Genomic DNA, 15408 nt, shown 5'->3' with positions numbered 1-15408 from the left:
GAGGTAGATAGGGCAGAGGTGGAAGTGCCGTAAGGCATGGAGCTGACTGTTACTAATCGGTCGAGGGCTTGACCTAATTGGTTGTGTTCACAAGATGGAATGATAGATGTGTAGTGTATGCGGTTTTGAAGGTATATCAAATATCTTCAATTAAATAATCCTCGATAGCTCAATGGTAGAGCATTCGGCTGTTAACCGAAGGGTTGTTGGTTCGAGCCCAACTCGGGGAGTGAATGCGGCCTGTAAGAGTTTCTTACAGGTCAGTTCTTTCAAAAAGTAAATATGGCTCCGTGGTCAAGCGGTTAAGACATCGCCCTTTCACGGCGGTAACACGGGTTCGATTCCCGTCGGAGTCACTGAATATAAAATATTTGTTATGTATGCCGATGTGGCTCAATTGGCAGAGCAGCTGATTTGTAATCAGCAGGTTATCGGTTCGAGTCCGATCATCGGCTCTTTGGACCTTTAGCTCAGTTGGTTAGAGCAACCGGCTCATAACCGGTCGGTCCCGGGTTCGAGTCCCTGAAGGTCCACTTTAGTTCCATATTTTATATTCTGTATATGTCTGGCCCGGTGGCTCAGCTGGTTAGAGCGCCGCCCTGTCACGGCGGAGGTCGTCGGTTCGATCCCGATCCGGGTCGCTTTAAAAAGTCTGCGGAAGCAGGCTTTTTTCGTGTATAAAATTTCTTCCAGCTATAAAAGATGCCGTATTTCAGACATAGAAAAAAGTCTGAAAGACGGCATCTTGCTTAACAGATAAATTAACGGATAAAGTTTGTGCCGACGCGTGGTTCCTTTTCCGGAAGACCAAAGGATTCTTTTCCGAGCTGGATGCTCTTCATCAGAAAACTCATATTCCGTGCAAGGGTACGCATGATCTGCAGGCCTTCGAGATCTTGCTGTGCCTCGTCCGCATTATTTCCATGGATACTGTTCCAATACTGGCCGGAAGCAACCGGCATGCCGGAGATGGTGAAGTATTTGTTCAGCTCATCAAAGGTAGCGGAAAGACCGCCGCGGCGTGCAGAGACAACCGAAGCGCCGACTTTCATGGTCTTGTCAAAGTGTGTGCTGTAGAACAGCCGGTCAAGAAAAGCAATAAGTGTTGCATTTGCAGATGCATAATAAACCGGACTTCCGACAACAAGGCCGTCAGCCTCTTCAAATTTCGGAGCAACCTCATTTACCATATCGGAAAAAGCACATTTTCCGAGCTTGGAACAGGCACCGCAGGCAACACAGCCGCGGATATCTTTATTTCCGATATGTACGATTTCCGCCTCAATACCATTTTCTGTAAAGACTTTTTCCATTTCGTGCAGGGCAGTATAAGTGCTGCCTTTTGCGTGAGGACTTCCGTTGATTAATAATACTTTCATTTGATGGTACCTCTCTTTCGTAATTTTCTTTATTATAACACCGGAAAAGATGCAAATAAAGACGCTTTTTTGGGCAAAAACTGATCTTAACAGAAATAGCTGCTGGACGGTATAATACAATCAGCAAAGAAGGCAAAACTTGCAATGGGAGGTTACCAAATGAAGATAGAGAGAATTCTGATTGAAGATCAGATGGCACCGATCGGGCTGGATGAGAAAAAACCGGCATTTTCCTGGCTGCTGACGGCAGAAGAAGGAGAACAGAATCTGATGCAGAGCGCATGCCGGATCGTTGTGCGCACCGGAGAAGATACTGTGTGGGACAGCGGAAAAATGGAAACCGGCGTATCAACAGGGATTGGTTATGAAGGAGAAGCACTGCAGCCCTGTACCAAATATGAGGTAAAAGCAGAGGTGTGGGATAACCACGGCGGAAAAGCAGAAGCAGAAAGTTCCTTCGAGACAGGCCTTATGGATTCTTTGTATGCAGCATGGGAGGGAGCTGAGTGGATCGGCGCACCGCATGCGACGGTATGCGCGGAAAACCGCGGTGTTTTTACGATCGAGAGTGAATTTTGGATGGAAGGCGGGAAGGGAGAAGCGGGTATCGTCTTTGGAGCCAATGACTTCCGTCTGAACGATCATACGAAAAATGAGCTTGGCATGGAAGGGGAGAACTATATCCGTTATGCTGTGTGCCTTGAGGATGGAGATGCACGCCTCGAAATTTACCGCGTGGGCTATGCGCCGGAGGATACAGCGGAAAAACCGTTTGCCGTTACGAAACTGGTCAACTGGAAAGAGAAAACGCAGGAAATCCTGACACCAGAGAATGCCGATGCCTTTCATAAGCTGACCGTAGAGGTTGACGGCAATGTGGCATACGCCTATGTCGACGGCATTCTCGTGGATGCAATTGAAGAGCATGGATTTTTTGGAACGAAAGTATCAGGCCGCCAGCTGAATCCGAGAGGAAATAACGATGTGCTGCCGTATCCGAGACTGAATGAGATCGGATTTTATGCAGGAAAAGGGACGACAGGATATTTTAAGAATCTGACCGTAAGAAACGTAAGAAAACCATCCGCGGAAATTGTTCGTGAGACGCCGGAAGGACGGCTGGATGGGGGAAAAAGTATCTTTGCGGATCAGATTCCGGTGGAAAACGGATACTTTAAAGTAGAAGACAGCCAGATTACGGCAGATCCGTCCCATCATTCAATTCCAATGCTGCGGTCGTGTATTTCCTGCCAGAAAGAGAAAAAACTGGTATCGGCACGCCTTTATATTACTGCGCGCGGTATCTACGACTGCCGGATCAACGGACAGGAGATCACGGAAGATCTGCTGCGTCCGGGTCTGACACAGTATGACCACAGAATGAACTATCAGACATACGATATCACAGGGCTGATGAAACCGGGCCGAAACGGAATCGGCGTGACGCTGGCATCGGGCTGGTGGAGCGAGGCACAGACCTTTGTGGTGAAGAACTTCAATTACTTTGGAGACAAGGAGAGTCTGCTTGCCAAGGTTGTCATGAAGTACGAGGACGGCAGCCGCGAGGTCTTTGGAACAAATACCGAGGATTGGAAGTATTTCGGAGAAGGTCCTTACCTGTTTTCCAGCTACTTTGCCGGAGAGCAGTACGATGCGCGCCGGGCAGAGGTTTACGAAACTTATTCTCTGCCGGAGTTTGATGACAGCACCTGGGAAAAGCCAGTTGTTGTGGATACCGTCATGATCGAAGAGTTCTGCACGATGCCGGGCTTTGGACGGTCCTGGCCGGCGGTTCATGAGCAGAAGCCGGAATATATCGGTGAGTACGATGCGCCGGTGCGGATTGTGGACCGGAGAACGGCAAAGACGAGAAAAGAGCTGTTCCCGGGTGTGTATCTCTACGATCTGGAACAGGAGATGGCTGGTGTACCGCGGATTACACTGCATGAGAAGGCGGGCACAAAGATCATCATCCGCTATGCGGAGGTGCTTTATCCGGATCTGCCGGAGTATGCCGGAAAAGAAGGCACGATGATGCTGGAAAATTACCGGGATGCGACGAGTACGGATGTTTATATCTGCCGCGGCGGGGAAGAGGTGTTCCAGCCGAAGTTTACCTTCCACGGCTACCGCTATATTGAGATCAGCGGTGTGGAGCATGCGCCGGAGCTGGAAGAAGTAGAGAGTCTTCAGTATTCTTCTGTGACGGAATTCCATGGAAGCCTTACGAGTAGCCATAAACTGCTGAATCGGTTTGCCGAGAATGTTTCCTGGTCACAGAAATGCAACTTTATCAACATTCCGACCGACTGCCCGCAGAGAAATGAGCGCATGGGCTGGGCGGGCGATACGCATATTTTCTGCCATACGGCGCTCAACAACAGCAGCCTGAAGAAATTCTATGAGCGGAACCTGCAGGCGATGCGTGATCTGCAGACACCGGAAGGCCAGTACCCGGAGATTGCACCGGTGGGCGGCGGATTCGGCGGCATTACGTATGAGTGTGCGAGTATTTTTATGGCGTGGGAACTGTATGAGCAGTATGGGGATATCCGCACACTGGAGAAATTTTATCCTGGCATGCAGAAATATATGGACTATATGAAGGATAAGGGTCTGCCGGGAACGAAGGTAAATCCGGCGATCGGACCGCTTGGCGACTGGCTGGCACCGGAAGAGACGGATCTGCTGCTTTTATGGAATGCATTCTATTATAAAGAAGCCGATCTGATGAGCCGGATTGCCGGTGCGCTCGGAAGAACAGAGGAGCAGCATCAGTATGAGGCGCTTGCTGCGAAGGTGAAGAAATTCTGGAATGAGACATTTGTACTTCCGGATTCCGGAAAGACCTGCAATGCGGACGGAACGCTGTGTGATACGCAGTGCTCGTATGCAATTGCACTGTCTTATGGTGTGGCAGAAGACAGAAAGAGAATAGGAGAGCATCTGATCCGAAAGACGAGAGCGATCGGCCATACGGTCGGAACGGGATTCTTTGGAACGGGTATTCTGAACCAGATGCTGACCGAGCAGGGCGCTGTGGAGGATGCCTGGAAGATGATGCTGCAGACGGCATTCCCATCGTGGCTGTATCCGGTGACCCAGGGAGCGACGACGATCTGGGAGCACTGGGATTCCTACACGAAGGAAAAAGGCTTCGGCGGACAGAATGCGATGAACTCGTTCAATCATTATTCTCTCGGAAGCGTTCTTTCCTGGCTGTATCACACGGGACTTGGTATCCAGAGAGACGAGACAAAACCGGGTTATCAGCACATTCTGCTGAAACCGCAGCCGGGCCCGCTCGAGTTTATGAAAGGTTCCGTAGACAGCCCGTACGGCGTGATTTCTGCCGGATGGGAGCGGAAAGGTGGCAAAATAGAGTATCAGGTTACGATTCCGGTCAATACAACGGCAACCCTGTTTAAAAACACGCAGGATCCGGCGGATACCGTGGAACTGGGAAGCGGAACGTATACTTTTATGCTGTAAAAAGAAAACCCGAAAGGCTCCGGCAAAGAAATGGGAGACTTTCGGGCGGAAAGAGAAACGCTGTCGGAGAGAAGAGAACTCCGGCAGCGTTTTCTTTGTCATGTTTATTTTTCGGCAGTCATGTGCAGATGACGTTTGATCGCTTCAAAGCTTTCCTGGCTGATGACATGCTCGATGCGGCAGGCATCTTCCGTGGCGGTCTGCTCATCAACACCAAGGCTCATCAGGCCGCGGGAGAGGAGCTGGTGGCGCTCATAGATCATCTCTGCGATCGCGCGTCCGCTGTCGGTCAGGTAGATGTAGCCTTCCGGCGTTACGCGGATCTGCTCTTTTTCTCTTAAGTTTTTCATGGCAACGCTGACACTTGATTTTTTAAAGCCAAGTTCTTCTGCAATATCAACACCGCGTACAACGGGTTTTTTCTGACTTAAGACTAAAATAGTTTCCAAATAATTTTCTGCGGATTCGTTCGTTTTCAGCAAGATGTTCACCTCGTTTTTCTAAATAGCTGAAGATTCATAAATATATATACATATAGAATAGCATATTTTTCGGAATAGGGCAATGATGGTTTTTGATGGTTTTTCTTAATTTCAGAAAAGTTGTAAGATTTCAGAAAAAAAAGACAATGAGGATAGAAGAAGAAAAGCAAGATAAAAGATGACAGGGGGCAAAAAGAGAGGTAAAATAGGAAAAAACAATGAAATTTAGATGGAGGTTAGGACATACCATGGAACAGGTGATAAAGAAAAGACTGCAGCAGGTGATGGATGCGTCCGTTGCAAAAGGAGAGACACCGGGCTGTCTTCTGATGGTGATCAAAGACGGAGAGGAGCAGGTTTATCTGGAGAGCGGATATGCGGATATCGAAGCAAAAAAGCCGGTTTCCCGCGATAATATTTTCCGTCTCTACTCCATGAGCAAGCCGATTACCGCGACGGCCATGATGATTCTGGTAGAGCGCGGAATCGTCGATCTGGCGGATCCGGTCAGCAAGTATCTGCCGGGCTTCCGGAACCCGGTTGTATGTACAGCGGATGGGAAGATAGAAAAAGCGGAGCGGGAGATCCTTCTGGAGGATATTATGAATATGACATCCGGGCTGACGTACGGCGGAACGGATGAGACGGGACGGCAGACCGATGCACTTTTTCAGGAGGTGATCCACGGACTTAAGGAAGAAAACGGCGGAACGATCAGTACAGTAGAATTTGCAAACCGTCTTGGAAAAGTCCCGCTTCTGTATCAGCCGGGCCAGTCCTGGAGTTATGGAACGTCGGCGGATGTCGTAGGTGCGGTGATTGAGGTGGCAAGCGGCATGCGCTTTGGGGATTTTCTGAAAAAAGAAATTTTCGAGCCGCTCGGCATGAACGATACCGATTTCTGGGTTCCGGCAGAAAAGCAGGATCGTCTGGCGAAGGTGTATGACTGCAGGGAGGGACAGCCGTCCGTCCGTTATCTGGACAATAACCTTGGCATTCAGAACGATATGGCGTACCGCCCGGCATATGAGGCAGGCGGAGCAGGCCTTGCATCTACCATCGACGATTATGCGAAATTTACGCAGATGCTGCTGAACGGCGGCACCTACAACGGTGTACAGATTCTCCGTCCGGCGACGGTAAAATTTCTGGGAGGCCACACATTAAGCGCAGTACAGCAGGCAGGCTTTGATAACTGGATCGGCCTGGAAGGATTTTCCTACGGAAATCTGATGCGTGTTCTGGTAGATCCGACGCGTGCGGTAACGCTGGGAAGCAAGGGCGAGTTCGGCTGGGACGGCTGGCTTGGATGCTACATGGAAGTCGTGCCGGAGCAGAATATGACATTTCTGATGATGACCCAGAAAAAAGATGCCGGAACGTACACCCTGTCCCGGAAGATCCGAAATATTATTTTCAGCGAATAACTTTTCATGAGAGTGATTCTCAAGTAAGGCCTTCCGGCCCGTCAGATCAGACGAAAAAAGTGCCGGAAAAGAAACAACTTAACGAATCAGACGGAACATATGAGCAAATTGCTGTAAAACTACGTCGAATTTTGTCTAAAACGGATATTTGCAGTGAGACAGATGTATGCTATTTTAGTGTCAGTCGAAAATGAAGGCGATTTCATTACTACTTTCAGAAAAAACAGCAAAAAAGGAATATCGTGTAAGCTTTTGACCGATTTTGAAGGAAATAAAAGAAAGAATTCAAAATCATGAAAAAAAGACCAAAAAGCAGAAAGGATGCAGAAAATATGATTTCGTTACCGTTAAAGTTTGATGAAGTAGAGAGTGTAGAAGAATTTGTAAATATGGTGAAACGCCTGGATTACGACGTTGACGTAAAAATAGGACGATGCGTCTTTGATGCGAAATCCCTGATGAGTGTCCTGATGATCGCCGGAAACCCGGATGCGGTTGTGGAAGCCCATACGAACGATATCGAAGCATTTAAAAAGAAATTTAAGGATTACCTTCAGTAAGAAAAAAAGTCGGAAAGGCACTGTGTGTAAGATGCATGGTGTCTTTTTTGATGCACGAAAAAGCGGGTGAAGTATCTTGCCGGGGAGACGTGTGCATGGTAAAATAAAGTCTATTGGGATGGAAATAAGAGAATCAAAAGAACGGGCTGATGTAGAAGAAGTTTTTCGTAAAAAAGGAGGCACAAAGTGGAAGAAGAGAAACTGGAAAGAAGCATCAGAAAATCAGAGATTCCCGGACTTACGAGGGAAGAGGAGGAAGCACAGCTTGCGAAGGTGATCGGGATTGCCGAGCAGAATCTGGAACAGGCGAAGGCGGATATCCGGTCGGCGAATGAGGATCTGGCGGATCTGATGGAGACGTACGACGCAAAAGAGGCGGAAGGCCTGGCGCTCTGGAACAACGCGACGGCGAAGCTGAATGCGTACCAGCACGGCATGGCGCGGCTGGAAAAAGCGAGAAAGAAGCCGTATTTCGGGCGGATTGATTTTCAGGATCCGCGGCTTTCGTTTTTAGAGTCCTATTACATCGGGCGCGTCGGCATTTCCGATGAGAAGGCGGAACCGGTTGTGCTGGACTGGCGGGCGCCGATTTCTTCCGTCTATTATGAGAACAGCACCGGGCCGTGCAGCTATACGGTGAGTTCAGAGGGTACTTTTTCGATTGATCTGAAAAGAAAGCGGACGTATGAGATTGAAAATGACCATCTGAAAGACTTTTTTGATTCCGATGTGGTAGCGAACGATGAGCTGCTGACAAAGTATCTGGCGAAGAACAAAAAAGCGGTGCTCGGTGAGATCATTGCGACGATCCAGCAGGAGCAGAACCTCATTATCCGCAGATCCCCGAAGACGAATCTGATCGTACAGGGCGTGGCTGGCTCCGGAAAGACGACGGTGGCGATGCACCGGATTTCGTACATCCTCTATAATTACGAGGAGGACTTCCGGCCGGAGGATTTCTATATCATTGGAAGCAACCGCATTCTGCTGAACTACATTACCAGCGTTCTGCCGGAACTCGATGTGTACGGCATCCGTCAGATGACGATGGAGCAGCTTTTCATCCGGCTTCTGTATGAGGACTGGGACGAAGAAAAGTACATGGTACACACCATCGACCGCGCGGATGAGAAAAACAGCATAAAGGGCGGAAGCGGCTGGTTTTTCGATCTGGAAAATTTCTGCCGTACGTACGAGGCAGAGCAGATTCCGCGGGAGCCGGTGCGGCTGGAAAAAACGGGAACATTGCTTCTGGACGCCGAGTATATTGATAACTATTGCAGGGAGCAGTCCACACTTTCCATGGAAGGAAAGATGTGCATGCTGAACGAGATCCTGCTGGCAAAATTTGAGAACGAGGTTTCGGGAAAAGAAGTGACGTTTCCGGCGCGCGAGAAAAAAGCGCTGAAGCGGAAATATGAGAAATATTTCGGGGATGGAAAATGGAAGGGATCCATTTTTGATCTCTATTCGCAGTTTCTGGAACAGCAGGCGGAAAAAGGAAAAGCAGTGGAAATGCCGGAAAACTCCTTTGATGTCTATGATCTGGCGGCGCTGGCGTACCTCTACAAGCGGATCAAGGAGAACGATCCGGTGCGTGAGGCGAGCCATGTGGTCATCGATGAGGCGCAGGATTTCGGGATGATGGCGTACCAGGTGCTTCATTACTGTCTGCGTGACTGTACGTATACCATTATGGGAGATACGTCGCAGAATATCCATTTTTCCTACGGCCTGAACGACTGGGAGGAGCTGAAAAAGCTGATTCTGACCGGCACGTACGATGCGTTCGGCGTTCTGCGGAAGAGTTACCGGAATACGGTGGAGATCTCCGATTTTGCAAACGAGATTCTGCGGCATGGGGACTTTGCGATCTATCCGGTGGAGCCGGTGCTGCGGCACGGAACGGCGGTGCAAAAGGAAGCGTTTGCGGATGAGGCTACGCTCCTGGCAGCTGGAGTGCAGAAGATCAAAGCGTGGCAGGAGCAGGGATATGAGACAATTGCCGTTGTATGCCGGGATGAGGCAGAAGCGGCTGCGACGGCGCGGAAGCTGAAAAAATATGTGCCGGTTGTGGAGGAGAATCTCGAGACGGCAGAATTTGGCGAGGGCGTGATGGTGCTTCCGGTTGCGTATACGAAGGGACTCGAGTTTGACGCGGTGCTGCTTCTTGATCCGACAGAAGAAAAATATCCGGAGAATGACGGACAGGTAAAGCTGCTTTATGTAGCGGCAACGCGTGCGCTGCATGAACTGGCAGTGCTGTATACGGGAAAACTCACAGGAATCCTTGCAAAGAAAGCGCCAAAGGGCCGTCACAACCAGGAATTTGCCATGGAGACGCTGACGAAGGCGAAGGAGTATGAGAAGGTTTCGCTGACGCAAAAAGAGACGCGTGAGGAGAACCGCGCGATCGGCATCCAGGAGATGGACGAGCGGAACAGCCACGGACCAAAAAGGATTGTAATTAAGCCGGAGCAGATACCGGGAAGGGCGCCTGGAAATACAAGCACGACGGGAACAGCGGTGATGCCAAAAAGCAGTACGGGCATGCGGAAAGCAGCGGCAGAAACAGGAAAAGAAATTGCCGCAAAGACGATGCAGCAGCGTGCGCCGGAAGGAGTTTCTGCTGTCTTTGCCGGTGCCGCCTACCGTGGAAAGACAGGCGGCAAAGCACCGGGCAGCAGACCGGCGACTGCAGGAATACAGTCAGAAAAAGCTGAACAGCCAGAGCACATGAATACATCGCCCTACGCTTTTGGGGCAATTCCGGAAAATGAACTGCTGCGCATGAAGGGGCATTCGAGGATCAAGTGCGCGGTGAAATGGGCAAAGAAAGGAAAAGCAGCGGTTGAGATGGCGAGCATGTACGGCATTCTGCGCATCACGCCGATTACGCCGGAGGTCATCCGCATCAGCTTCGTAAAAGGTGTGACGGCAAAAGTCCAGGACACGTACTGGAAGCCAAAGGCGGATACCTCGTTCCCCTGGAGTGCAAAGGAATCGAAGACGGCGGTTCTTGTTGAGACAGAGAAGCTGCGTGTCATGGTGGAAAAAAAGGACGGCGCGGTGCAGTTCTTTACGCCGGATCACAAACTGGTTCTTTCCGAGAAACGAGACGAGCCGCGCATGATCGACGGCGGCATGACATGGACATTCTTTGACTGGAGCGGTTCCGAAAAGCTGAAAGCCAAGGGCATTCTCTCGACAGAGTGGCTGGATCTGACCGCGAAGGCGCGCTACGTCTCGTTTGGCGGAAAGCAGGCGCGGATGCCGCTTGTCGTCTCAAACCGCGGCTATGGTATTGCAGCCGCCGCTTCCAGAACGGCACTGCTGTGCAATGTGCGGACGTTTGGAACGTATCTTCATACCGCCGGGGACGGACAGATCGATTATTACTTTATTCTCGGAAAAGACCGGGATGAAATTATAAAACAGTATAAAGAGCTATAAAAGGAGCAGACATTTCATGAAAACTCTGGTAATTGCAGAAAAACCATCTGTGGCACGCGATATTGCACGCGTGCTCGGATGTGCGAAAAAAGAAAACGGAGCACTGGAAGGAAACCAGTATATTGTGACCTGGGCGCTCGGCCACCTCGTGACCTTAAAAGACCCGGAGGACTATGATAAAAAGTATAAGGAATGGAATATGGCAGTTCTGCCGATGATGCCGGAGAAACTGCAGATCAAGGTCATTCCGCAGACGGGAAAACAGTATCACGCTGTGACGACACAGCTTGCGCGGAAAGATGTCGGTGAGGTGGTCATTGCGACAGATGCCGGCCGTGAAGGCGAGCTGGTGGCGCGGTGGATTCTTGACAAGGCGCACAATCAGAAGCCGTGTAAGCGTCTCTGGATTTCGTCCGTTACCGACAAGGCAATCCGTGAGGGATTTGCCAGCCTGAAAGATGCGAAAGAGTACGATAATCTCTACCGGGCTGCTGTTTCCCGTGCAGAGGCGGACTGGCTTGTCGGCATTAACGCAACGCGGGCACTGACATGCAAATACAATGCACAGCTTTCCTGCGGCCGTGTGCAGACACCGACGCTCGCCATGATTGCACAGCGCGAGCAGGAAATCCGAGAATTTGTCCCGAAGCCGTACTACACCGTAACGGCAGCAGCAGGCGGCGCAGTATACACCTGGAAGGATGAAAAATCGGGCGGAACACGGATTTCTGATCCGGAAAAGGCAAAGCAGATCGCAGAAAAAGCAAAACGGTATCCGCTTGTCCTGCAAAAAGTAGGAAAGAAGAAAAAACAGAAAGAGGCGCCGCTGCTCTACGATCTGACGGAGCTGCAGCGCGATGCCAGTGCACGGTTCGGTTATTCGGCAAAACAGACCCTGAATCTGATGCAGAGCCTCTATGAGACGCACAAGGTCCTCACGTATCCGCGGACGGATTCGCGGTATCTGACAAAGGATATTGTACCGACTTTAAAAGAGCGCCTCGATGCCGTGAGTATCGGGCCGTACAAGACGCTGGCACAGCAGGCGAAGCGCCGTCCGCTGAAGGAAAAGCCAGGTTTTGTGAATGATGCAAAGGTTTCCGACCACCACGCCATTATCCCGACGGAGCAGTATGTGCAGCTTTCTGCACTTTCCAATGAGGAACGCCGCATTTATGATCTCGTGGTGCGCCGTTTTCTTGCGGTACTGCTGCCGCCGTGTGTATATGAAGAGACGGTGATCCAGGCTTCCATCGAAAAGGAATGCTTTACTGCGCGCGGAAAGCGCATGGTCGAGAAAGGCTGGCAGGAGGCGTACGAGGATAACCGGTACGACGAAGAGGATGAGGCGAAAGAAGAGGTGCGGGAGCAGAATCTGCCGCTTCTGGAGGCAGGCATGAAGATCGGGCAGCCGAAGATCAGTCTCCGCGAAGGAAAGACAAAACCTCCGGCACGCTTCACGGAAGGCACGCTGCTCTCCGCGATGGAAAATCCGGTCCGCTACATGGAAAACCGCGACAGCAGCCTGGTAAAAACGATCGGTGAGGCGGGCGGCCTTGGAACGGTTGCGACCCGTGCGGATATCATCGAGAAGCTGTTCCGCAGCTTTCTGCTGGAGAAAAAAGGCAATGAGATCTATCTGACCTCGAAAGCACGCCAGCTTCTGAAGCTGGTTCCGGCGGATCTCAAAAAGCCGGAGCTGACGGCAAGCTGGGAGATGCAGTTAAACGAAATCGCAAAGGGAAAGAAGCGGCGCGATGCCTTTATGAAAGAGATCCGGAGCTACACGGTGGAACTGATTGAGGAGATCAAAACGGAAGAGGGAACATTCCGCCACGATAACCTGACAAACAAGAAATGCCCGAACTGCGGAAAACGGCTGCTGGCAGTCAATGGAAAGAATGCAAAGATGCTCGTCTGCCAGGACAGAGAGTGCGGCTACCGCGAGACGGTTTCCCGCACGACGAATGCGAGATGCCCGGTCTGCCATAAGCGCATGGAGATGATCGGAAAGGGCGAGGATGCGACGTTTGTCTGCTCCTGCGGGCACAAGGAGCGCATGACAAAATTCCAGGAGCGCCGCAAAAAAGAGGGCGGAGGCGTGACGAAGCGCGATGTGGCAGCTTATATGAAGAAACAGAAAAAAGAGGCCGAAGAGCCGGTAAACAATGCATTTGCCGCGGCATTAAAAGGAATCAAATTATAAAAAACGGAGCGTGTCTGCCAGAACGGAAAAAGCGATGGCAGGCGCGCTTCTTTTGTTAAAATCGTAGAGAAAAGAGTCAAAAAAATAGATTGTTTTATGCAGAGTTATGCCGTAAAATAGAAACAAATGGGATAGAAAACCAAAAATTCTGAAAATAAAAAACAGGAGGTTTTTCAATGAAACAGACAGATTTGGAAAAGCTGCTGGCGGATATGTCGCTGAAAGAGAAAGTGGACCAGATGCTTCAGTTAAGCGGAGCATTTTATCTGGGAGATGAAAACAGCGTCCTGACCGGTCCGGCAAACGATATGGGAATCGGAAAAGAGGATCTGGAGATGGCAGGCTCCATTCTGGGAGCAGCAGGCGCCGATACGATGAAAAAACTGCAGGACGACTATATGGCAAAACAGCCGCATCACATCCCGATGCTGTTCATGATGGATGTCATTCACGGCATGAAGACCATTTTCCCGGCGCCGCTGGCGCAGGGAGCCACTTTTGATCCGGAGCTCTCCGGCGAGTGCGCGTCTGCAGCCGCAAAAGAAGCATCCGCGGCCGGACTTCACGTTACCTTTTCTCCGATGGTTGACCTTGTGCGCGATGCGAGATGGGGCCGCGTTGTGGAATCCACAGGCGAAGATCCGTACCTGAACAGCCGCTTTTCCGAGGCGATCGTAAAAGGCTTCCAGGGCGATGATTTAAAAACACCGGGAAAAGTTGCCTCCTGCATCAAACACTTTGCAGGCTACGGCGGAGCAGTCGCAGGAAGAGATTACAACACCGTAGAGCTCTCAGAGCATACCTTCCGTGAATTCTATCTTCCGGCATACAAAGCAGGCATTGATGCGGGCGCAGCGATGGTGATGACATCATTCAACACGATCAACGGCGTTCCGGCGAGCACCAACAAATGGCTGATGCGCGATATCCTGCGCGGCGAGATGGGATTTGACGGCGTGCTGATTTCTGACTTTGCAGCCATTCTGGAAACCGTTGCCCACAGAAGCTCGAAAGATGCCGCCGATGCAGCGAAAAAAGCGCTGGAGGCAGGCGTGGATATTGATATGATGACGTCCGTTTATGCGGCAAACCTGTGCCGGATGGTCGAGGATGGCGAAGTAGAAGAACGCCTGATCGACGAGTGTTGCCTGCGTATTCTGGAACTGAAAAACAAGCTGGGACTGTTTGAAAATCCGTATAAAGATGCGGATGCAGAGAAAGAAAAAGAGTACAATCTCTGCCCGGAGCACCGCGCACTGGCGAAAAAAGCGGCAGAGGAATCCTTCGTTCTGCTGAAAAACGACGGCATTCTGCCGCTCGATACGACGAAAAAAATTGCCTTTGTCGGACCGTATACCGATAATCATGAAATCAAGAGCAGCTGGTCTTTTACCGGTGACAGCAAAGACTGTGTGACGATCCGGGAAGCAGCGGAAAAGGTATTCGATGCGTCCCGCACATCTTATGATGAGGGATGCCCGGTGATCGGAAATGATGTGGAGCTGATTGGATTTACCGAGACAACGCCGAAAAAATACAGCGGGGAGGAGCTTGCTGTCATGGAGCAGAGCGCACTTAAGGCTGCAAAAGAGGCAGATCTCGTGGTCATGCCGCTTGGCGAGCATTATCTGCAGAGCGGTGAAGCGACAAGCCGTGCCATGATCGATGTGCCGGAGATCCAGATGGAGTTGTTCCGAAAAGTGCTGGCCGTTAACCCGAATGTTGTTGTTGTTCTGTTCAATGGCCGTCCGCTCGATCTGCGTGAGATCAGTGCAAAAGCAAAAGCCATTCTCGAGGTATGGTTCCCGGGAACCGAGGGCGGAAGCGCTGTTGTGGATGTTCTGACCGGAAAGAAAAATCCGTCCGGCCATCTGCCGATGAGCTTCCCGTACTGCGTGGGCCAGGCACCGGTCAGCTACAACGAGTATTCCACCGGAAGACCGAATCTGCCGGGCATGAAAGAGCGGTTCCGCTCCAAATATCTCGATATTCCGAACGCACCGCTGTATCCGTTTGGTTACGGACTTTCCTATACCACGTTTGATATTTCCGCGGTAACACTGGATCAGAACGAGATGGATAAAAACGGCAGAATTGCAGCGCATGTGACCGTGAAAAATACAGGTGATACGGCTGGCTGTGATGTTGTACAGCTGTACATCCGTGATGATTATTCCGATGTGGTTCGTCCGGTGCGAGAGCTGAAAGGCTTCCGAAGAGTAGAGCTTGCTCCGGGCAAAGAGCAGGAAGTGACCTTCTATATTACCGAAGAAGATCTGCGCTACTACCGTCTCGACGGAACCTTTGGAAGCGAGCCTGGAACGTTTACCGTATTTGTCGGTGACAGCAGCACGACGGAAAACAGTGCGGTATTTACACTGAAATAAATGCAGCAGGAAAAAGGAGAAA

At 50.6% G+C, this 15408-nt stretch carries 8 protein-coding genes and 5 tRNA genes; 11 read left to right on the top strand and 2 right to left on the bottom strand.

The window, feature by feature from the left end; genetic code table 11:
- Positions 1–158 precede the first annotated feature (158 nt).
- The 5 genes from DWZ44_RS09865 (at position 159) to DWZ44_RS09845 (ending at position 641) form a co-directional block, all read left to right on the top strand.
- A tRNA-Asn gene (locus tag DWZ44_RS09865) sits at positions 159–230 on the top strand.
- A 54-nt stretch (positions 231–284) separates the two neighbouring features.
- Positions 285–356 (top strand) — tRNA-Glu (locus DWZ44_RS09860).
- A 26-nt stretch (positions 357–382) separates the two neighbouring features.
- Positions 383–455, top strand: a tRNA-Thr gene (locus DWZ44_RS09855).
- Between the two features lie 4 nt (positions 456–459).
- Positions 460–533 (top strand) — tRNA-Ile (locus DWZ44_RS09850).
- Between the two features lie 34 nt (positions 534–567).
- A tRNA-Asp gene (locus DWZ44_RS09845) sits at positions 568–641 on the top strand.
- 120 nt (positions 642–761) lie between these two features.
- On the opposite strand, the gene DWZ44_RS09840 is transcribed toward DWZ44_RS09845, so the two are convergent.
- Positions 762–1379, bottom strand: a complete 618-nt coding sequence (locus DWZ44_RS09840) for a flavodoxin family protein (RefSeq protein ID WP_022461984.1) — start codon at positions 1377–1379, stop codon at positions 762–764.
- Between the two features lie 159 nt (positions 1380–1538).
- Between DWZ44_RS09840 and DWZ44_RS09835 the strand changes: the two genes are divergently transcribed.
- Positions 1539–4871: an alpha-L-rhamnosidase gene (locus DWZ44_RS09835; protein ID WP_158565872.1), complete on the top strand. Its 3333-nt coding sequence runs from the start codon at positions 1539–1541 to the stop codon at positions 4869–4871.
- 104 nt (positions 4872–4975) lie between these two features.
- Here DWZ44_RS09835 and DWZ44_RS09830 read toward each other — a convergent pair whose 3' ends face one another.
- Complete coding sequence (locus DWZ44_RS09830; RefSeq protein ID WP_055221737.1) at positions 4976–5350, bottom strand: metal-dependent transcriptional regulator; 375 nt, start codon at positions 5348–5350, stop codon at positions 4976–4978.
- Between the two features lie 221 nt (positions 5351–5571).
- On the opposite strand from DWZ44_RS09830, the gene DWZ44_RS09825 reads away from it, so the two are divergent.
- The 5 genes from DWZ44_RS09825 to bglX all read left to right on the top strand — a co-directional run bounded on the left by DWZ44_RS09825 (position 5572) and on the right by bglX (position 15386).
- The gene (locus DWZ44_RS09825; RefSeq protein WP_243002049.1) at positions 5572–6780 is read left to right on the top strand and encodes a serine hydrolase domain-containing protein; all 1209 of its coding nucleotides are present in this window, start codon (positions 5572–5574) and stop codon (positions 6778–6780) included.
- A 332-nt stretch (positions 6781–7112) separates the two neighbouring features.
- Positions 7113–7340, top strand: coding sequence for an HPr family phosphocarrier protein (locus DWZ44_RS09820; RefSeq protein WP_147326098.1), 228 nt, complete (start codon positions 7113–7115; stop codon positions 7338–7340).
- A 186-nt stretch (positions 7341–7526) separates the two neighbouring features.
- Positions 7527–10793: a 3'-5' exonuclease gene (locus tag DWZ44_RS09815; RefSeq protein WP_243002047.1), complete on the top strand. Its 3267-nt coding sequence runs from the start codon at positions 7527–7529 to the stop codon at positions 10791–10793.
- Between the two features lie 16 nt (positions 10794–10809).
- A complete protein-coding gene (locus DWZ44_RS09810) occupies positions 10810–12999 on the top strand; it encodes a DNA topoisomerase III (protein WP_117804774.1) in 2190 nt (729 codons plus the stop codon).
- Between the two features lie 176 nt (positions 13000–13175).
- Positions 13176–15386 (top strand): beta-glucosidase BglX, encoded by a 2211-nt coding sequence (bglX, locus tag DWZ44_RS09805; protein ID WP_117804773.1) that lies wholly within the window; start codon positions 13176–13178, stop codon positions 15384–15386.
- The last annotated feature ends 22 nt before the right edge of the window (positions 15387–15408 follow it).

This window comes from Blautia sp. AF32-4BH (assembly GCF_003460565.1).
In the GTDB taxonomy this organism is placed as follows: domain Bacteria; phylum Bacillota; class Clostridia; order Lachnospirales; family Lachnospiraceae; genus Fusicatenibacter; species Fusicatenibacter saccharivorans.
This window is presented reverse-complemented; position numbering and strand designations above follow the sequence as displayed.